This window comes from Paenibacillus sp. FSL P2-0089 (genome assembly GCF_038595095.1).
In the GTDB taxonomy this organism is placed as follows: Bacteria; Bacillota; Bacilli; order Paenibacillales; family Paenibacillaceae; genus Paenibacillus_AQ; species Paenibacillus_AQ silagei.
On sequence record NZ_CP152006.1, the window covers coordinates 5,364,609 to 5,384,036 of the forward strand.

The following is a 19,428-nucleotide window of genomic DNA, read 5'->3' on the forward strand; positions in this document are numbered from 1 at the left end:
TAGTGCTTGGATGGCCAGTCCAAGTATATCTGGATTACACTTATATGAACTCGCTAAACATATTCTTTAGTCGTTCCACCAGACCCGGCTTCTTGGAAGAATCCTGAACCGGCGCTGCGCTCTGCTTGCTGCGGTTAACGGTCTTCTTGTTGGCACTTCCCCCGCTGCTCCGTCCGCGGTAGTTACGTACCACATTATGAAGAATGCCTACGCCGCCGGTGAAGCCGGGGTCGCGTACTCCAATATAATCCGGAACAGCGATCCGTACGGAGGCTGCCAGCTCGTTCTGGGCTACCTTAAGCACCCCAGGCATCGATACTGTGCCACCCGTAAGTATATAACCTCCCGGGAGCTCCGTATAACCAAGCCGCTTCACTTCCTGGCGGATCAGGTGGAAGATTTCCTGGACTCTCGGCTCGATAATCGCAGCCAGATCTTCCTGGTTGAATTCCTTCTCTACATTGCTGCCGATACGCAGGACCTTGAAGACGACCTCCGAAGCGGCATCGTCGATCCAGGCACAGCCGTATTTCAGCTTGACCTTCTCGGCCTGGTCGGTAAGTGTCCGAAGTCCATACGCAATATCATTGGTTATGAATTCTCCTCCGATCGGAATCGTGGAGGTTGCACTAAGGGAACCTTCTTCATATACGGCTATCGTGGCTTGTCCGGCACCTATATCCACCAGTACAGCACCCATCGATTTCTCATCTTTGGAGAGCGCTAATCCGCCAGCCCCGAGAGACATAAGGACAAGATCTTTAACCTTCAGACCTGATTTCTCCACGCAGCGGAGCAGATTATGTATGGGGGTCTTGGCACCGGTAATGATCGTGGCCTCCACTTCCAGGCGGACGCCAATCATTCCGCGCGGGTCCTGAATGCCTTCTAGGCCGTCGACGATATACTGCTTGGCGACAACATCAATGACCTCGCGTTCCGGCGGGAGTGCAATAACCTCCGCTGCCTTGATTACGCGGTCGATGTCATCTTCGCCGATCTCACGGTCCTCATTCTGAACGGCAACTACGCCGTGGCTGGATTGCAGGCCGATATGATTGCCGGATATGCCGACATACACCTCGGATATTTGAATACCGACCATTTGCTCCGCATGCTCTACGGCACTCCTGATCGATTGCACAGTCTGATCGATGTCTACAATCGCACCCTTGCGTATCCCTTCCGAATCAGCAGATCCAACGCCAATAATATTGAAGGTTCCACTAGTAACTTCCCCGATTATTGCCCGAACTTTGGATGTACCGATGTCCAAACTAACAATGATGTCATTGTTGCTCAAGCCCTATGGCACCTCCTGTTATAATCATAATAAACATGTCTTTGATCCCGGTCGCGGGAAACATCTCTGTACATATTCAACATCCCTAATCCTTTCCCTCTTTTTTCAACAAATTTTTTGAGAGGAATAATATGACAAGGTATTCACGTGCAGGCAGATGCTCTCCGCTTAGCGGGATCAGCACCTGACATTCAAATAAGAAAAACAAGAGAACAGCGGCTATATCCTGGATTGCATCTCAAAAAATCCGCAGAAAAAAGAGGGATATTGCTTATTACCCGTAAAACAGATTGTAGCATTTATTCCGCTCTATTAGTAGGGACTATTTACTCTTGTGCATCTGCGTCTTCTCCGGTGTCCCCAGCTTCAGAATGGAAGGGAACATAGGAATCAGCCTCCAGCATTTTGATCAGTCCCGGCTCCTCCGTCTGAATCACCTGATTCAAATAGCCTACTTTATCCTTCAGCAGTGAAATGGCCGTTATGACCTCAAAGCGTGAACGTGTGTAGAGCTTGATCCGGTCAGGAAAAGATAACGTCGGAGAAGGTACAATCTCCGATATATCACTGGTCAGCTCATTCGGAATGCCGGCCAGCGCCTGGCACAGCTTGGTCTTATAAGGATCGTCAGCCTTCCAGTTAGTCAATATCGGCTTCTCTACAGCAATTCCGGTATCCGTCACAGAGACGGCGGCTCCGCTTGACAGAATAGCCTCCAGCACGCCTGCCTGGTCCAGTTCATAAGCAACCGCCGGGTACTCCTTCACAGTGATCGTAACCACACCGGGGAACTTCTTGCTGACCTGCGCCTCCTGAACCGTATTCAGCTTCTCCAGTGCCTCCCCCACGGAATCTCCGGAGACTGCGAAGAACTGTCCTCCGATCTTCAGGCCGCTTGCAGCCAGCAGCTGCTCACGGGACGTATATTTATCCCCCTGCATTTCAATGGCTGTAATCTTGCTGATCGACGAACGGAAGAAGATTACAGCCAGCAGCGCAGTAAACAGCAGTGCCAGGATGATGATGATTTTACGGTTTTTTCTCTTGCTAGGCTTGTCCTCTTTCAAAAGAGGTATTCGCGTTTTTGGCATTCTCATATCTCCGTAATAAGGCCCTGTCTCCTTCCTCACGGCTACGCCGAAGGAGACAGGGAGCTTTAATTGGCCAAATCCAGCGGGTCAGGCACCGGCACCTTGCGGCTAATGCGCGCCCCCAGCTTTTGAAACAATAATTCGATGCCGTCATATCCCCGGTCAATATGATGCGCCTGCTCTACAATAGTCGTTCCCTGAGCAGCCAGCCCGGCGATTACAAGGGCTGCTCCTGCCCGCAGGTCAGTAGCCTCAACCGTTGCCCCATACAACCTCTTAACGCCGCGTATGAATGCCCTGTTCAGATCAATGGAGATATCGGCTCCCATCCGGGCCATCTCCTCCACATGCTTGAAGCGCCCTTCGAACACCGTTTCTTTAATCACACTGAATCCTTCCGCCAGGGACAATAGAACCATAACCTGAGACTGCAGGTCCGTAGGAAAGGACGGATACGGAGAGGTAACAATTCGCTCAACCGCACGGGGACGTCCCATACAGCTGATATTAATTATATCATTGCACACTGTAATTTGAACACCGGCGCGCCTCAGGATGTGGATCAGGGAGGTCAAATGTCCTGCATTGGTGTGTGTCAGCGTCACATTGCCCCGCGTGGCGGCGGCGGCGATCATCACGGTTCCGGCAACAATCCGGTCGGGGATCACCTCATAGCTGCAGGCATGGAGCTTGCGGACACCCTGAATGGTGATCGTATCCGTCCCTGCGCCGATAATCTGTGCCCCCATCGCATTGAGGAAGTTCTGCAGGTCCTGGATTTCCGGCTCTCTCGCTGCCCCGGAGACGGTGGTCGTGCCCTCGGCCATGGCGGCGGCCATCATGATATTCTCCGTGGCGCCCACGCTGGGATAATCCAGATGGATATCACAGCCTCTCAAGCTAGCAGCCCGGCAGCAGATCCGGCCGCCCGTCTCCTCAATCTCTGCCCCGAGCAGCTTCAGGCCCTGCAGGTGGAGGTCGATCTTGCGCTCCCCGATGGCACAGCCCCCCGGCTGATAGATCGTCACTTCCCCGAACTTGGCCAAAAGCGGGCCCATCAGGAATATGGAGGATCTCATCTGCCGCATCAGGTCCTCCGGAACATGAGAGGTCAGGAGAAAGGACGTATCGACGGTGACCGTCTCCTCTTCATGTACTGTCCTGCAGCCCAGCCGCTGCAGAATATGCAGCATCGTTTCGATGTCCAGCAGCTTCGGCACATTATGCAGTGAGTGAACTCCTTCGGCCAGCAGGCTGGCTGCCAGAATCGGCAGTGCCGCATTTTTTGCTCCATGGATACGTATGGTGCCTGACAGGGGGTTTCCGCCCTCAATCACCAATTTGTCCAATGTATCACCTCCGAGATTACCGCTCACCCACCGTAAGCACTTCCTGCACCCCGGTCCTGCAGAATCGGCCGGAACGAACTCCGTTTCCGAATCTCAGACATCAAGAAGCGCTCTGGGTGATTGTCACGATTATAGGATCATCCTATGTTCGGAGCTCCGTGTGTGTGACAATGTCAGCCCGGATTCTAGCGTCCCCGTCCTGCAGCCAGCCTGCGGAGCTCGCTGACAACCAGGGAGGCGGAATCTCTTTTACCGAGGCGTCTAGAGGCCTCCGACATGCTGTGACGCAGCGTATCCGCTCCGATGATCTTCTGAACCGCTGTGAACAGTGCCTCGCCGCTTAAGTCCTTCTCCAGCAGTACCACTGCCGCACCTTCACCTTCCAGCGCTCTGGCGTTGGCTTCCTGATGATTGTTCGTTACATTGGGAGACGGAATGAGGACAGAGGGTATGCCAAGCGCGGTAATCTCTGCGAGAAAAGAGGCGCCTGCCCGGTTCACGATCAGGGAAGTGCAGGCCAGCACCTCAGGCATATTGTGAATGTAAGGGAGGACATGCAGCCAGTTCGGAATACCGCCCAGCTGCTCGCGTACTGCTTTGCGGGTATCCTCGAAGTAAGACTCTCCGGTGACATACACATAGTGAACACCATTACCCTTACCCACAAAGGGTGCCATTTCAATCATGGCACGGTTAATCGCCTTGGCTCCCCCGCTTCCTCCCACAACCAGTACCACCGTGCTTCCTTCGGGGATACCGAGTGAAGCGAAGCCGCGTTGCGGATTAGCCGTCATGACCGTAGTGGCCCGGGGATTGCCTGTATAGATTACATTCTTGGCCCCGGGAAAAGCCGGCTCTGTGCCTTCAAAGCTCACCGCGACCGTGCTGGCATACCGGCTGAGAAAGCGGTTGGTCAGTCCCGGAATCGCGTTCTGTTCATGGATCAGCGTCGGGATGCCTAGCCGGGAGGCTGCATACACCACAGGTCCGCAGACATAACCCCCGGTGCCGACAACCACATCAGGCTTGAACTCGCGCAACATAGCTTTGGAGGCTTTTACCCCCTTCAGGAACCGCATGACCGTCTTCACATTATCCATCGACAGCTTGCGGCGGAAGCCTGTAATATCAATGGACTGGAAAGGCAGATTCTCCTGGGGAACCAGCTTGCTCTCCAGACCTCGCTTGCCTCCTATATACAGGAAGACAGAATCCGCATCTTCGGATTCCAGTTGTCTGGCTACGGCTACGGCAGGATAGATATGTCCTCCTGTGCCGCCGCCGCTAAGTACAATACGCATGTCTTTCACCTCGCATAACGGGATAAATTAAGCAGAATGCCAAGAGCTGTGAGCATCAGGGTGAGCGATGAGCCGCCATAGCTGATGAGCGGAAGCGTGATGCCGGTTACCGGAATCAGGCCGATTACCACACCGATGTTGATGACGACCTGAACCGCCACCATACAGACGATGCCTACGGCAAGATAGCTGCCGAAGCGGTCCGGCAGGCTCATGGCTACCTTCATTCCGCGCCAGATCAGCAGCAGGAACAGCAGCAGCACAGCCAGCCCTCCGATGAATCCCAGCTCCTCGGCCAATATGGAGAAAATAAAATCAGTCTGCGGCTCCGGGACATAGCTGTATTTTTGCCGGCTCATCCCGAAGCCCAGTCCGCCCAGCCCGCCGGGACCCACGGCGTAGAGCGACTGGATAATCTGATAACCGGCGCCCAGCGGATCGGACCAGGGGTCCAGGAAAGCAGTGATCCGCTGCAGCCGGTACGGCGCAGCGGCAATGAGCCCGGCGAACCCGGCCAGCCCCAGCGCGCCGAGGGAGAGCAGATGCTTCATCCGCGCCCCGGCTGTGAAGACCATCATCAGGGCCGCGCCGAACATGACCGTGCCTGTACCAAGATCCGGCTGAAGCATAATCAGCGCGAACGCCGAGCCGATCAGTGCAAGCGGCGGAAGCAGCCCGCGCATGAAGCTGGAGATGTCATACTCCTCGGTTCCGAGCCACTTGGCCAGGAAGAGGATCATCCCCATCTTCATGAATTCCGAGGGCTGAATCCCGAAGGAGCTGATCCCGAGCCAGCTGCGCGCGCCGCCGCGCACTACGCCGATGCCGGGAATCAGCACCAGCACCAGCAGGGCGAAACACACGATCAATAGCGGCCGGGCGAATCTCTTCAGCACCAGGTAATCGGTGTTCGCCGTAATGAACATCGCGATGAGGCCCAGGCCTGCGAACAGCATCTGTCTTTTGACAAAATAAAACGAATCGCCATAATTGCGGAAGCCCAGAACGGACCCGGCACTGTATACCATTACCATACCGATAGCCAGTAAAGCCAGTATCGGAAGCAGCAGCCAGATATCGGGCGCATGACGGGATTTGTTCATCAGGAGCACACCTCTTGCATCCGTAGTAGGGGCTTATCCACCCCCCTACTTAAAGGTTATGCACCGCCTCTTTAAAAATACGCCCGCGCTCCTCATAGGAGGTAAACATATCCCAGCTGGCACAGGCAGGGGACAGGAGAACTACATCCCCAGCTTCCGCCAAGGCGGAAGCCTCCCGCACAGCCTGCTCCAGCACGGCAGCGGCACTCTCCCCATTATCGACGGAGATGACCGTCTTTACTCCTGCCAGCCGGGCTACAGCCGCCAGCTTGTCCCGGGTCTGCCCAAGCGTCACCAGGGCTTTGACATTCTCTCCGAGGACAGGCAGCAGCTCCATATAATCCGAGCCGCGGTCCAGGCCCCCGGCAATCAGAATGACCGGCTTCCGGAAGGAGGTCAGCGCCATGGAGGTAGCTTTGGAATTGGTAGCCTTGGAATTGTTATAATAGGCGGCCCCTGCCTTGTCTGTTACATACTCCAGCCTGTGCTCCACCCCGCGGAAGGAAGCCAGCACCGGACCCAGCACCGCCGGGTCCGCTCCTGCGGCAATAGCAATGCCGCAGGCAGCCAGCGCATTCCCCACATTGAAACGGCCGGGAAGTCCGATAGAATCGACATCGGCTATTTCGGTCTCGCTCTCCGTGTAATCGCGGTAGATAATGACCCGCTTCAGCTCGTCTGCCGTATCCGCCACGTAGGACGGGCGGACGAAGATGCCCTGCACCAGCTCCTCGTTCATGGAGAAGGGCAGAATGCCCGCCTTCAGATAGGGCACCAGCTCGCGGCAGACCGGATCATCCCAGTTCAGCACAGCGGTGTCCTCCGGTCCCTGATTGGCGAACAGCTTGGATTTGGAGGCTACATAATCCTCCATGCCTCCATGGTAGTCCAGGTGGGTCTCAGCGACATTCAGCAAGGCAGCAATCTTGGGCCGGAACGCTTCCGTGCCCTTCAGCTGGAAGCTGCTTAGCTCGACCACCATCCAGTTGTCCGCGTCAGCCTCCTGTGCGGCCTGAGAGAGCGGCGTTCCTATGTTCCCGGCCACAATGGGGCGCATCCCTGCTGCCTCCAGCATATGACCCACCCAGGTCGTTGTAGTGGTCTTGCCGTTGGAACCGGTGATGCCGATCATCGGGGCAGCGCAGAGATGATAAGCTACCTCTACCTCGGTCACCACCTCAATTCCCAGCTCCAGCGCCTGCTGCACCGGAGCGACCGAATAAGGAATCCCCGGATTCTTCACAACCAGCTGAACACCCTCATGGATCAGGCTCTCCGGATGCCCGCCGCATAGAACAGAAATTCCCAAAGATTCCAGTTCGGAAGCTTCGGGACTCTGATCTCTTTCCTTTTTATCATTGACCGTCACCACAGCGCCGTGTTCGTGCAGCACCTTGGCCACCTGGACGCCGCTTTTGGCGAGCCCCAGGACGACCACCTCTTGACCACGGTACAGATCCGGATGTTTCATTCGTTACAACCCCTTGATGAGATATAGTCCAGCTGCCGCCAGCACGAGGCCCACCGCCCAGAAGGAGACGACTACACGCCACTCCGACCAGCCGCCCAGCTCAAAGTGATGATGGATCGGGCTCATTCTGAATACCCGTTTGCCGCGCGTCTTAAACGAAGCGACCTGAATAATTACGGACAGCATTTCAACCACGAAGACTCCGCCAATCACCACAAAGAGCAGCTCGGTCTTGGTGACAATAGCAATCGCGCCAATCGCCCCGCCGATCCCGAAGGAGCCGAAATCGCCCATGAACACCTTGGCAGGATGGGCATTGAATACGAGAAAGCCAAGCACTGCGCCAATCATCGCAGCGGCACAGACACCAGCGGCAATCGAGGTTGCCTGCATCGCTACCACCGCGAAGGCAGCGAGCGCAATTGCGCTTACGCCTGATAACAGACCATCCACACCGTCCGTGAAGTTAACGGCATTCGTGACCGCCATCATCATGAGCACAATGAACGGATAATAGAACCAGGGGCCCCAGTCGAAGCTGAAGGAGGTTCCCGGAACGCTGATATTCGTACTATGTCCGGCCGAGATCAGCAGGACGCTGAGCACGACGCCGACCAGCAGCTGGCCCAGCAGCTTCTGGCGCGCCGTAAGGCCGAGGGAGCGCTTGAACACAATTTTGATATAATCATCCAGGAATCCAATGAGTCCATAACCCAGTGTAGCGGCCAGCAGTACATAGAAATCCGAATTAATGACCGAGAATTTCAGAAAAGACAGCGTGAACGCGACCATGATAATTACGCCGCCCATGGTAGGGGTTCCCGCCTTTTTCAGATGGGTCTGGGGCCCGTCGTCACGAACCTGCTGTCCCAGCTTAAGCCGGCGCAGCAGCGGTATGATCAGCGGAGCGGCTATGACCGCAAGGATAAAGGACACAGCAATAGTCAGCAGAAGTAATTGATAATCCATGGGTACACCCCTCCTTTAGTTAGCATTCGCTTCAGAATGTTCTTTCAAGCGGTGAAGCACTTCTTCCAGCCGCATCCCTCTGGATGCTTTGAACAACACAACATCATCATTGCCGCACATCGCAGTCAAGGCATTGATCAAGGCTTCTTTATCTGTAAAAGCATAGATATGCCCGGCCTCGAACCGCTCCGAGGCCGCCGCCGCAAGCTGCGCCGACAGCGGCCCGAAGGTGAATACATCATCCGTCAGCTCCGGGTCGAGATAGCTGCCGATCTGCCGGTGGAACTGAAGCTCCTCCGGCCCGAGTTCCAGCATGTCCCCCAGCACCGCGATTCTGCGGCCGCTGCATTTCATGGACTGCAGCACATCAATCGCCGCTCTCATGGACGTAGGGCTGGCATTATAGGCATCATTCAAGAGCACCAGCCCGCTTGCCGCCTGAATAACCTCAATCCGCATACCGGTCAGCTTGAGGCCGCTTAGTCCTTCTGCCATATTCTCATCGGTCACCTTATAATGACGCGCCACTGCAAGCGCAGCGAGCGCATTAATTACATTATGCTGCCCCGGCAGCGGAAGGGTGAAGGCCCGCTCCCCATGCTGCAGCGAGGTGAAGGTCATTCCCCCGCTGTGCGTCATCAGGCCGGTGGGATAATCATCATTGTCATCCGACTGCCCGAAGCGGAAGGTTAGCAGCCTTTCAGGCGTGCGGAAGCCTGGCTCTGCCAGAACCTCGGCAAGCAGCGGCTCATCCCCGTTATAGATCAGCAGCCCGCCCGGCTGAAGTCCGTCCACAATCTCCAGCTTAGCTCTGGCAATCTCCTTGCGGGAGCCAAGCTGAAGCAGATGGGATTCGCCGACATTGGTAATTACCGCTACGTCAGGAGAAGCGAGCAGAGACAGCAGGGCGATCTCTCCCCGTGAGCTCATGCCCATCTCCAGCACAGCGATTTCAACATCGCTGTCCATGGAGAGAATCGTAAGCGGCAGGCCGATATGATTGTTGAAGTTCCCTTGGGTCTTGTGTACCTTGTACTGCACTTCCAGCAATGCCGTAATCATATCCTTGGTCGTCGTCTTGCCGTTGCTTCCCGTTACGGCAACCACCTGGGGGGCCACCTCGGCCAAATAGGCGGAGGACAGCTTCTGCAGTGCCGCTAAAGTGTCCTCTACCAGAATAACCCCGCCGCCTGCGGGTGCAGGCCCCTTGTCCCTCTGCCAGAGGGTAGCGGCAGCTCCTGCCGCCAGCGAAGCGGCCGCATAATGATGGCCGTCGAAGTTCTCTCCAACGAGCGGAACGAACAGGCAGTCCTGCGATATTTTGCGCGAGTCGGTCACGACTCCCTTAATCTCTATATCCTTAGCTTCGGACGAGGACAGCTCTCCTCCGCACATTTCCGCGACGTTATGCAATGTTCTAATAATCAATAGCTTCGGCCCCTTATCACTTCTTTGGCAACGATGCGGTCATCGAAATCATGAACGACTCCCTTGATCAGCTGATAGGTCTCATGACCTTTCCCCGCAATCAATACTACATCGCCGGGGCTTGCCATTTCAATAGCTTTTGTGATGGCTTCCCTCCGGTCCGGAATCATCTCATAGCGCTCACGCGCCACGCCATCCTCACGCAGGCCCGCCTCAATATCAGCCAGAATCTGCAGCGGGTCCTCCGTCCGCGGGTTGTCGGAGGTGACCAGCACATGGTCGCTGTATTTCGCAGCTATTTTGCCCATGAGCGGCCGTTTGGTCGTATCACGGTCCCCGCCACAGCCGAAGACAGTAAGCACCTTGCCCGCAGCGAATTCACATACCGCCTTCAGCACATTCTCCAGACCGTCCGGCGTATGCGCATAATCAACGATCACCGCGAAATCCTGGCCGGCATCCACCGATTCGACACGGCCGTCCACGCCGGCAACCGACTCCAGACTGGCCTTGATGTCCGCAAGCGGCACATCCTCCAGCAGCGCAGCCGTAATAGCCGCAAGCGCATTATAGACGTTGAACTTGCCGACCATGCGAAGCGAAATATCCGTCTCACCCTTAAACGTCTCCACGTGGAAAAAAGTTCCTTTGGCGGTGATCGATATTTGCGAGGCCCGGACATTGGCAGCCTTGTCGATACCATATGTAATGACCTCCGCTGCGGTCTGGGCGGCAAAATAGGCGCTGGCTTCATCGTCGGCATTCAGCACGGCATACTTGCGTTCTTCCTTCCACGGGGAGATCACATTGCCAAGCCGCGAGAAGAACAAGCCCTTCACTGCACGATACTCCTCCATCGTATGGTGGTAATCCAGGTGATCCTGGGTCAGATTCGTAAAGATCGCGGTGCGGTAGTCAGTCCCTTTCACCCGGCCCTGCTGGAGTGCATGGGAGGATACTTCCATTACACAGCACTGCACGCCCTTAAGCGCCATATGATTCAGGCTGCGCTGAAGCTCCAGCGACTCCTGTGTCGTACCGGACATCGGATAGCTCTGACCGTCATACCGCATCTGGATGGTACCGATCAGGCCGGTCTTCACCCCATGATCCTGCATGATCCGTTCAATCAGATACGTAGTCGTGGTCTTGCCGTTGGTACCGGTGATGCCGATCAGCTTCATCCGGCTGCTCGGTGAACCGAAGAAGGCATTGGACAGCACAGACATGGCATACCGGCAGTCATCCACCACGATCTGCGGCAGGTCAATGTCCAGCTTCCGTTCGCAGACCAGGGCAGCCGCGCCCTTGGCAGCAGCCTGAGGTGCGTAATCATGTCCGTCCACTGTATGTCCGGGCAGACAGATGAACAGATCGCCCGGACCCACCTTGCGTGAATCGGCCTGCAAATCTGATATTTCTATGTCTCCGTCCCCGTATAGACGGGAAGCAGCCAGACAAGAAGAGAGTTCTTTAATTAACATACCTATCCCTCACTCTGCATTTGTACTTGTAAGTTTTTCAGTATGGGATTACCGTGACTCCAGAGAAGTTTTGGGCTTCCGGCCGCTGTTGTCCCCAGATTTCTCTTAATCAAACCGCTGCTTGCGGTAGAAATCCGGTGACAGCTAATGCTTCCGATGCGAGCTTTCCTGCGGAAAGCTTTCAGGCGGACGCTACCGCTCCTACAGCTCCAAAATTCCCTTCCGCCACTTTTCCCTGTCTGTATATTTTCAAGTTCAATTTTTTTAAATCATTATATAACAAATTTCAGGGTTCACTTGACGTACCCATGTAAATCCGGATCGTAGAGCCCTGCTGCACTCTTGCCCCCGCCTTCGGAGCCTGATTGATCACGGTATTGCCGGTGCCGGAACGGACCAGCATGAAATTCATGTTCAGATCCTCATAAATATCCTGAACAGTTGCCCCTGTAAGATCAGGGACCGTCACTATCGGGGTCTCGCCGTATTTATAGGTTCTTGGCAGCTGATCCTTACGCTCTGGAACCTTCAGATACAGAAGAGAATCCTCAAGAATATTCTGGACAATCGGAGCGGCTACTACACCCCCGAACTGAATTCCCTTCGGGTTATCGACTGCCGTATAGACCACGATCTGCGGATCATCCGCCGGAGCGAAGCCGATAAAGGAAACGATATGCTCCGTTGGAGAATACCGGCCGTTGATTACTTTCTGTGCTGTCCCTGTTTTGCCGCCCACACGGTAGCCGTCAATAAATGCCGGTCGGCCTGTGCCTTTGGCAACCACGCTCTCAAGGGCAGCCCGCACTTTCTTCGAGGTCTCCTCCGAGATCACCTGCCGCACTTCCTCCGGCTCTGTCTCGGAGACAACGTTCCCTGTATCCGGGTTAATCCAGGCCTTGGCCACATGCGGAGTATACAGCTTGCCGCCGTTGATGGCTGCCGATACCGCAGCAATCTGCTGGATTGGCGTGACGGATACCCCCTGGCCGAATGCAGTAGTCGCCAGCTCCACCGGGCCCACCTGGGCCGGCTTGAACAGAATTCCGTTCGCTTCACCGTTCAAATCAATGCCCGTCTTGCTCCCGAAGCCGAAATCCCGGATGTACTTGAACAGCGTATCCTTACCCAGACGCTGTCCCAAGGCTACAAATCCCGGGTTGCAGGAGTTCTCGACCACTTCAAGGAAGGTCTGGCTTCCGTGTCCGCCCTTCTTCCAGCAGCGCAGCTTAGCTCCGCCAACCTCAATGTAGCCCGGATCAAAAAAATGCTCATGCTGCAGATCCACCTTCCCCTCCTGCAAGGCCGCAGCCAGCGTGATGATCTTGAAGGTGGAACCCGGCTCATACGTCATCCAGATCGGAAGATTCCGGTTATATACTTCGGCATCGTATTCCTGGTAAGCCCCCGGCTCATACCCCGGCCGGCTGGCCATCGCCAGAATCTCGCCATTGCGGGGGTCCATGGCAATAGACCAGGCCCCCTGCGCCTGATATTTCACCATGGCCTGATCCAGCTCGCGTTCCATAATAGATTGAATCTGCTTGTCGATAGTCAGCTGCAGGCTAAGTCCATCCTGCGGCTCGGTGTACTTCTCGGAGGACCCGGGCATCAGCCGGCCTCCCGCATCGGAGAGATAGGAGATATTGCCCGCGCTCCCCTGAAGCAGCTTATCATAGATGCTCTCAATTCCGGTAATCCCCTGATTGTCAATTCCGGTGAAGCCCAGAATATGTGCGGCCAGATCCCCGAAGGGATAATACCGTTTGTTATCCTCAGCGACAACGATGCCCGGCAGCTGCAAATTACGGATGCTCGCGGCAAGCTCCATCGTAATTTTGCGGCCGCCGGGCTGCAGTTTCACTGAGGCCTTCTTTTGGGTCAGCAGCTGAACCAGCTTCTCCTCGGTCATGCCGAGCAGCGGAGCCAGCTGCTTCGCGGTCTGTTCCTTCTCCTTCACCTGTACAGGAATGGCATAAATCGTAGGTGAGCTGATGTTGTAAGCCAGCGCCACCCCCTCCCTGTCCAGGATCTCGCCGCGCTTGGCGGTGAAGGGGATGTTCCGCCGCCATAAATCCTCGGCCCTCTCGCTCAGCTTCTCACCCTGGGTTAATTGTACATAGGCAAGACGCACAGCCAGCGCGCCGAACAACACGGCCAGTCCCAGCAGCGTCCACAGCATTCTCCGCCGGCTAACGACTTTCGATACCTTCATTGTGTTCTCCCCGCTTTCACTCATAGACATGATCTCTTACCTTCATGACTATTCGGGACAAACAGGGGTTAGAACAAGCCTATATGGGTGTTATTCTGCAGCTTCTTCTTTCTCTGCATCGCCCGCTAAGGCAACAGGAATATTCTCGCCATATTCATTGAGAGGGCTAAGCTTCAGCGCTACCTGCGTTTTTCCCTTATTCTTGGCCTGGCTCTGTTCTGTGACATAGCCTTCTCCCTCAACGGAGATTCCCACCTTCAGCAGGTTCAGAATCTCCAGGGCATCGCGCAGAGACTGGCCGCGCAGATCAGGAAGCGTCACATTCTCTCCCTGCTCGCTTAACAGATAGATCCGCTGCCCGGCGGTCAGGGCGGTGCCTTTCTCAGGGTACTGACTGACCACATTTGCCCCTTGACCTACAGCTTCAAAATCAAAGCCCTGATTAATGAGCAGTTGTCTCGCTGCCTTCACCGTCTTGCCGGTCAGATCCGGCGCTTTGCGCTGGACAACAGCTTCGGCCTTCACCGTCTTCTTGTCAGCAGGGCTAGTGACATCTCCCGCTTTGGGCACGCCCATATAAGGAAGCGCCTGGGAGACGATATCCTTGAAGACCGGACCCGCCGCAGCACCACCGCCGGCCGCATCGGCAGGTTCGTCAATAATGACGAAGACTGCGATCTTAGGGTCATTGGCTGGTGCATAACCGAGGAAGGAGGAGCGAACCTTATCGCGGTCATACCCGCCCTTACCATCCGGCTTAATCGCCGTACCTGTCTTACCTGCTACCCGGTATCCCTCAATGTAGGCATGCCGGCCGGTTCCGTGCTGCTGATCTGCCACTACCTGCTCCAGATAGCTGCCCGTCTCCCTTGCACTTGCTTCGGAGAGCACCTGCCGCACAACCTCCGGTTGGGTGACCGTGGTCTTGCCGGTGTTCGGATCGGTAACCTCCTTCACCACATGCGGCACCAGCAGCTTGCCGCCGTTCGCAATCGCAGCGACGGCTGTGAGCTGTTGAATCGGAGTCACCAGCAGCTTACCGTGTCCATAGGCAAGCGTCGCATTCTCTACCGCCCTGTTCGGATCAGGGTTGACAATACCCTTAACCTCTCCCGGGAGGTCAATGCCTGTCTTTTCCGTGAACCCGAAATCCGTGATATACTGCAGCAGCTTCTCCTTGCCCAGCATCTCATAACCGAGCTTGACGAACGCAACGTTACTCGACCGCTTAACTCCTTCGAGGAAACTAATGGTTCCGTAACCGGCTCTGTTCATATCATAGATAGGCTTGCTGTATCCCTTAATTCGGACGGAACCAGACTTGAAGCTGGCATTCGGATTGAACAGCTTCTCCTGCACGGCACCCGCCAGCGGTACAATCTTGAACGTTGAACCCGGCTCGAATCTCGTCATAATAGCATGGTTAAAGAAGCCGGCCGCATCCTGATTCAGATCATAATACTCATTCGGGTTAAAGGTCGGCATATTCGCCAGACCCAGAATTTCCATCGTCTTCGGGTCGGCCGCAATAACACTGATCGACTTCGGCTTATACTCCGCATACGCCTTTTTCATAGCCTCTTCAATGTAGAACTGAATCGTGCTGTCAATCGTCAGCTTGTAGTTGCTTCCATTCACCACAGGCTGGAACGTATCCTTCGAATCGGGCAGCTTGATGCCCCTGCCGTCACTCTGGTAATTCAGCTGGCCGTCCGTACCGGAGAGCTGTTTGTTCAGGAGCTTTTCCAGTCCCATCATCGCTTTGCCGTCCCTGTCGGTATATCCCAGAATATGTGCAGCGAGCGAACCCTTCGGATAATAGCGCTTCTGCTCCCGGACGAGTCCGACTCCGGTCTCCAGCGTATCATGCTCCTTCTTGAGCTTCTCAACGAAAGCCGTCACTTTATCCTTCATTTCTTCATCGATTTTCCAGCCTTCATTACGGATCTCACGGTTCTTCAGGTATTTCCCGTCTTTATCCTTGGCCTCCACCAGCTTCTTCAGCTCATCCACCGGTTTGTTCAGCAGCTCATGCAGGCCCTGAATCACCTCTTCGCCGATTTTTTTCTCGGCAATGACCTCAGGGTTAACCACCACCGTGTAGGCCGGCACATCGCTGGCCAGAACACTGCCGTTACGGTCTTCGATCACCCCGCGGACAGCCTTGATGGTTGAAGTATGAGCCCACTGCTTAGCTGCGGTCTCCTGCCACTCCTTGCCTTGCAGAACCTGGATCCAGAATACTCTGGCGACTAAAACAAGAAAAAAGAGGGTAATACACCCTCCTATAAACAGCGTGCGAAGTTTGATTCTCTTAACCATAAGGTACCTCACAACCTCTATTATTGCGATTGCCGTTCATCGCTATTTTTTACCGGCTTTGTCAGTAGCCTGGCTGCTAAGCGGAACATAGATAGTAGATTCCTCAGAAGGGACCACAAAGCCCATTTCCTTCGCCCGCGGGACGATTGTCTGCTCCAGCGTCTGCTTCTCCATCTGATAGGTGGCAATTTGTTTTTTATTCTTAGCGATTTCGCTGTCCAACTTCTGGGCCTGCATATTCAAATCGTAAATATGGACGTAACGCCAGATCAGGGAGGCTGCTACCAGAATAAAGGCTCCCAGCGTCAGCATGTACAAAAGCTTCTCTTGCAGCGGCAGCACTCTGCGCCTGGTGACAACTTTCGTTTTCTCACGGTACAGCGGGTTTGCCTCTTCTTTTCTCTTTGGTTGAACTGCTAAATTTCCGCGGGTATAAGCCATCTCTGATTCTCCTTTATCGTCATCTACAATTTCTCTGCGATACGCAGCTTGGCTGAACGGGCACGCGAGTTAAGCTCCAGCTCTTCTTCCCCCGGCACAATTGGCTTGCGGTTAATTAGCTTCAGGGTGCCTTCGGCACCACATACACAGTACGGCAGGTCAGGCGGACAAGTACAACGGCTTAGATAGCTGCTGAAGATCTGCTTGCAGATCCGGTCCTCCAGCGAGTGAAAGGTAATAACGGACACCCTGCCCTCAGGCGCCAGGCAACGTACAGCCGCATGCAGCCCTTCCTCAAAAGCACCCAGCTCGTCATTGACGGCAATCCGCAGCCCCTGAAAGCTACGCTTGGCCGGATGTCCTCCGGTCCTTCTTGCCGCCGCAGGAATGCCTTCCTTAATCAGCTCGGCCAGCTCTCCGGTGCTCTCCACCGGGCGTTCTTCCCTGCGCTCTACAATCTTCCGGGCAATCCGCCGTGAGAATTTCTCTTCTCCATACTGGAAAAGCACCCTGGCGATTTCCTGCTCACTCCAGGTGTTGACGATATCCGCCGCGCTCAGCTGCGCCGACTGGTCCATCCGCATATCCAGCGGGGCGTCATGGTTGTAGCTGAAGCCCCGTTCCCCTTCATCAAACTGCGGAGAGGATACCCCCAGATCAAAGAGAATCCCGTCTACTTGGGGAACTCCGTCCTTTTGCGGAACAAACGGCAGTCCCTTCAGCACCTGCTCCAGATCGCGGAAGTTGGTCTTGACGGTCACCACCTTGTCGCCGTATCCGGACAATCTCTCCTTCGCGTTGTTCAGTGCCCAGTCATCCTGATCCAGACAGATCAGCCGTCCCCCGCCGCTAAGCTTAGATGCGATAAGGGCGCTGTGCCCGGCTCCCCCGAGCGTACAATCTACATATAGGCCATCCTTCTTGATGTGCAGCCCTTCTGTCGCTTCTTCTTTTAGTACCGTGATGTGGTGAAACAAGCTGCATCCCTCCAAGGCAGTAATTCGAAATGTAATGTTTTATAGATCAAAATTGAAATCCACCAGTTTCTCGGCGATTTCGTTGAACGATTCCTCTGACTGTTCGAAGTACTGCTCCCATAGCTCCTTGTTCCAGATCTCCACCCGGTTCGAAACGCCCAGAATAACACAGTCCTTGTCCAGCTTGGCATATTGCCGCAGATTCCCCGGCAGATTCACCCTGCCTTGCTTGTCCCATACACACTCAGTCGCTCCCGAGAAAAAAAAGCGGCTAAAGGCACGGGCATCCGATTTCATCAGTGAAAGGCTTTTAAGCTTTTGCTCCATGATTCCCCATTCTTCCATGGGATAAACAAACAGGCAGGAGTCCAGGCCGCGGGTCGCCACGAAGGAGGTTCCGAGCATGTCACGGAATTTGGCCGGAATAATGATCCGTCCTTTATCGTCAATGGTATGCTGGTATTCCCCCATGAACATGATCTTTCCCCACCTCTACATCCCGAGTCCCCACTTTGCCCCACTTTTCACCACCTAAGCATAATAGATTCGCCATTAAAAATCAAAAACCTTCTTCCGAAGCAAGGTAATTTTTTCTTGTTTGTCAAGAGGCTATTCCTGCATCCCCTGCGGACACGCAAAAGCCCGGGCCAATGTGATTGGCTCCGGGCTCGTGCAGATCCATATCCTTAGTCGTTCAGATTCCAGCTGTCCAGATACTCGACTTGCGCCTGTGTCAGGCTGTCGATGGATATCCCCAGACTTTCCAGCTTGTAACGCGCTACCTGCTCATCCAGCTCATAGGGAACATTCTCCACTTTGACACCAATGCTCTTATAATTGTCATTCACATATTTAAGGGACAATGCCTGAAGTGCGAAGGTGGTATCCATAATCTCTGCCGGATGACCATCGGCTGCGCCAAGGTTCACCAGACGTCCTTCGGCCAGGAGGTACAGCTTGCGTCCGTCCTTCAGCTGATACTCTTCGATATTCTTGCGCACCGTCCGCTGCGACAGGGAGCGCTCGGCCAGCTCCGGCTTGTTGACCTCCACATCGAAATGTCCGGCATTGCAGAGAATCGCGCCATCCTTCATCACATCATAATGCTCACCACGGATCACATAACGGTTACCTGTGACTGTAACGAAGAAATCACCGAGCTTCGCAGCTTCCAGCATCGGCATGACATGGAATCCGTCCATGTGGGCTTCTACCGCCTTGATCGCATCCACTTCCGTTACAATCACATTCGCTCCAAGACCCTTGGCCCGCATTGCTACACCTTTACCGCACCAGCCGTAGCCCACCACAACCACGGTCTTGCCGGCCACAATCAGGTTGGTGGTGCGGACGATACCGTCCCATGCCGACTGTCCTGTGCCGTAACGGTTATCGAACAAATATTTGCAATAAGCGTCATTTACCGCCACCATCGGGAATTTCAGCATGCCCTGCTTCTGCAGCGCCTTCAGGCGGATAATACCGGTCGTTGTCTCCTCAGCTCCCCCGCGGATATTCTCCATCAGGTCGGGGCGCTCGGAGTGCAGCAGGGTGGCGAAATCGCCCCCGTCATCAATAATCAGATCCGGCTTACTCTCCAGCGCCTTGATGTTCAGTGCCTTGAACTCTTCCGGAGAAGGATTGTACTTGGCAAATACGGTAATGCCATCCTCAACGAGTGCAGCACACACATCGTCCTGGGTAGATAACGGGTTGGAGCCTGTAATCGTTACCTCAGCGCCACCAGCCTGCACTACCTTGGCCAGATAAGCGGTCTTGGCTTCCAGGTGAAGGGTGATCGATACCTTGAGCCCCTTGAACGGCTGCTCGGCTTCGAACTGCTCACGGATACGGTTCAGTACCGGCATATGCTGGCGAACCCAGTCGATTTTGAGATGCCCCTCGGGTGCAAGCGACATATCGGCAACAATACTATTTTGCTTGGATAATGAACTCATGGTAGGACCCCCTAGA

Annotated in this window: 15 protein-coding genes; all 15 read right to left on the reverse strand. The window is 54.9% G+C overall.

What is annotated here, in order from left to right; all coding sequences use genetic code 11:
* Positions 1 to 40: 40 nt before the first annotated feature.
* The 15 genes from ftsA to NST69_RS22545 all read right to left on the reverse strand — a co-directional run bounded on the left by ftsA (position 41) and on the right by NST69_RS22545 (position 19,412).
* A complete protein-coding gene (gene ftsA, locus NST69_RS22475) occupies positions 41 to 1,303 on the reverse strand; it encodes a cell division protein FtsA (RefSeq protein ID WP_036690197.1) in 1,263 nt (420 codons plus the stop codon).
* Positions 1,304 to 1,629: 326 nt separating this feature from the next.
* A complete protein-coding gene (locus NST69_RS22480) occupies positions 1,630 to 2,394 on the reverse strand; it encodes an FtsQ-type POTRA domain-containing protein (protein WP_036724271.1) in 765 nt (254 codons plus the stop codon).
* Positions 2,395 to 2,459: 65 nt separating this feature from the next.
* Positions 2,460 to 3,743, reverse strand: a complete 1,284-nt coding sequence (gene murA, locus NST69_RS22485; RefSeq protein ID WP_036724272.1) for a UDP-N-acetylglucosamine 1-carboxyvinyltransferase — start codon at positions 3,741 to 3,743, stop codon at positions 2,460 to 2,462.
* 185 nt (positions 3,744 to 3,928) lie between these two features.
* On the reverse strand, positions 3,929 to 5,044 hold the full coding sequence (gene murG, locus NST69_RS22490; protein ID WP_036724274.1) for an undecaprenyldiphospho-muramoylpentapeptide beta-N-acetylglucosaminyltransferase: 1,116 nt from the start codon (positions 5,042 to 5,044) through the stop codon (positions 3,929 to 3,931).
* 5 nt (positions 5,045 to 5,049) lie between these two features.
* A complete protein-coding gene (gene spoVE / locus NST69_RS22495; RefSeq protein WP_342547161.1) occupies positions 5,050 to 6,147 on the reverse strand; it encodes a stage V sporulation protein E in 1,098 nt (365 codons plus the stop codon).
* Between the two features lie 49 nt (positions 6,148 to 6,196).
* Positions 6,197 to 7,618: a UDP-N-acetylmuramoyl-L-alanine--D-glutamate ligase gene (murD, locus tag NST69_RS22500; protein ID WP_036724277.1), complete on the reverse strand. Its 1,422-nt coding sequence runs from the start codon at positions 7,616 to 7,618 to the stop codon at positions 6,197 to 6,199.
* 3 nt (positions 7,619 to 7,621) lie between these two features.
* Positions 7,622 to 8,587: a phospho-N-acetylmuramoyl-pentapeptide-transferase gene (mraY, locus tag NST69_RS22505; protein ID WP_036724278.1), complete on the reverse strand. Its 966-nt coding sequence runs from the start codon at positions 8,585 to 8,587 to the stop codon at positions 7,622 to 7,624.
* Between the two features lie 15 nt (positions 8,588 to 8,602).
* On the reverse strand, positions 8,603 to 10,015 hold the full coding sequence (gene murF, locus NST69_RS22510; RefSeq protein ID WP_342547162.1) for a UDP-N-acetylmuramoyl-tripeptide--D-alanyl-D-alanine ligase: 1,413 nt from the start codon (positions 10,013 to 10,015) through the stop codon (positions 8,603 to 8,605).
* Positions 10,012 to 11,499 carry a UDP-N-acetylmuramoyl-L-alanyl-D-glutamate--2,6-diaminopimelate ligase gene (locus NST69_RS22515; protein ID WP_342547163.1) on the reverse strand — a complete coding sequence of 496 codons (1,488 nt, stop codon included), beginning with the start codon at positions 11,497 to 11,499 and terminating at the stop codon, positions 10,012 to 10,014. Before NST69_RS22515 ends, murF begins: the two co-directional genes overlap by 4 nt.
* A 286-nt stretch (positions 11,500 to 11,785) precedes the next feature.
* Positions 11,786 to 13,714 (reverse strand): stage V sporulation protein D, encoded by a 1,929-nt coding sequence (locus NST69_RS22520; RefSeq protein WP_342547165.1) that lies wholly within the window; start codon positions 13,712 to 13,714, stop codon positions 11,786 to 11,788.
* Between the two features lie 90 nt (positions 13,715 to 13,804).
* The gene (locus NST69_RS22525; RefSeq protein WP_342547166.1) at positions 13,805 to 16,036 is read right to left on the reverse strand and encodes a penicillin-binding transpeptidase domain-containing protein; all 2,232 of its coding nucleotides are present in this window, start codon (positions 16,034 to 16,036) and stop codon (positions 13,805 to 13,807) included.
* 42 nt (positions 16,037 to 16,078) lie between these two features.
* The gene (locus tag NST69_RS22530; protein WP_036724284.1) at positions 16,079 to 16,477 is read right to left on the reverse strand and encodes a hypothetical protein; all 399 of its coding nucleotides are present in this window, start codon (positions 16,475 to 16,477) and stop codon (positions 16,079 to 16,081) included.
* A 23-nt stretch (positions 16,478 to 16,500) separates the two neighbouring features.
* Complete coding sequence (gene rsmH, locus NST69_RS22535; RefSeq protein ID WP_340752294.1) at positions 16,501 to 17,454, reverse strand: 16S rRNA (cytosine(1402)-N(4))-methyltransferase RsmH; 954 nt, start codon at positions 17,452 to 17,454, stop codon at positions 16,501 to 16,503.
* A 39-nt stretch (positions 17,455 to 17,493) separates the two neighbouring features.
* Positions 17,494 to 17,931 (reverse strand): division/cell wall cluster transcriptional repressor MraZ, encoded by a 438-nt coding sequence (gene mraZ / locus NST69_RS22540; RefSeq protein WP_036724286.1) that lies wholly within the window; start codon positions 17,929 to 17,931, stop codon positions 17,494 to 17,496.
* 209 nt (positions 17,932 to 18,140) lie between these two features.
* On the reverse strand, positions 18,141 to 19,412 hold the full coding sequence (locus tag NST69_RS22545; RefSeq protein ID WP_342547167.1) for an adenosylhomocysteinase: 1,272 nt from the start codon (positions 19,410 to 19,412) through the stop codon (positions 18,141 to 18,143).
* Positions 19,413 to 19,428 lie beyond the last annotated feature (16 nt).

Bases quoted from the DNA above. Each gene is read 5' to 3' on its own strand.
- NST69_RS22480 (WP_036724271.1), bottom strand. From the start codon at position 2,394: ATGCCAAAAACGCGAATACCTCTTTTGAAAGAGGACAAGCCTAGCAAG.
- murG (WP_036724274.1), bottom strand. From the start codon at position 5,044: ATGCGTATTGTACTTAGCGGCGGCGGCACAGGAGGACATATCTATCCT.
- spoVE (WP_342547161.1), bottom strand. From the start codon at position 6,147: ATGAACAAATCCCGTCATGCGCCCGATATCTGGCTGCTGCTTCCGATA.
- murD (WP_036724277.1), bottom strand. From the start codon at position 7,618: ATGAAACATCCGGATCTGTACCGTGGTCAAGAGGTGGTCGTCCTGGGG.
- mraY (WP_036724278.1), bottom strand. From the start codon at position 8,587: ATGGATTATCAATTACTTCTGCTGACTATTGCTGTGTCCTTTATCCTT.
- NST69_RS22515 (WP_342547163.1), bottom strand. From the start codon at position 11,499: ATGTTAATTAAAGAACTCTCTTCTTGTCTGGCTGCTTCCCGTCTATAC.
- NST69_RS22520 (WP_342547165.1), bottom strand. From the start codon at position 13,714: ATGAAGGTATCGAAAGTCGTTAGCCGGCGGAGAATGCTGTGGACGCTG.
- NST69_RS22525 (WP_342547166.1), bottom strand. From the start codon at position 16,036: ATGGTTAAGAGAATCAAACTTCGCACGCTGTTTATAGGAGGGTGTATT.
- NST69_RS22530 (WP_036724284.1), bottom strand. From the start codon at position 16,477: ATGGCTTATACCCGCGGAAATTTAGCAGTTCAACCAAAGAGAAAAGAA.
- mraZ (WP_036724286.1), bottom strand. From the start codon at position 17,931: ATGTTCATGGGGGAATACCAGCATACCATTGACGATAAAGGACGGATC.
- NST69_RS22545 (WP_342547167.1), bottom strand. From the start codon at position 19,412: ATGAGTTCATTATCCAAGCAAAATAGTATTGTTGCCGATATGTCGCTT.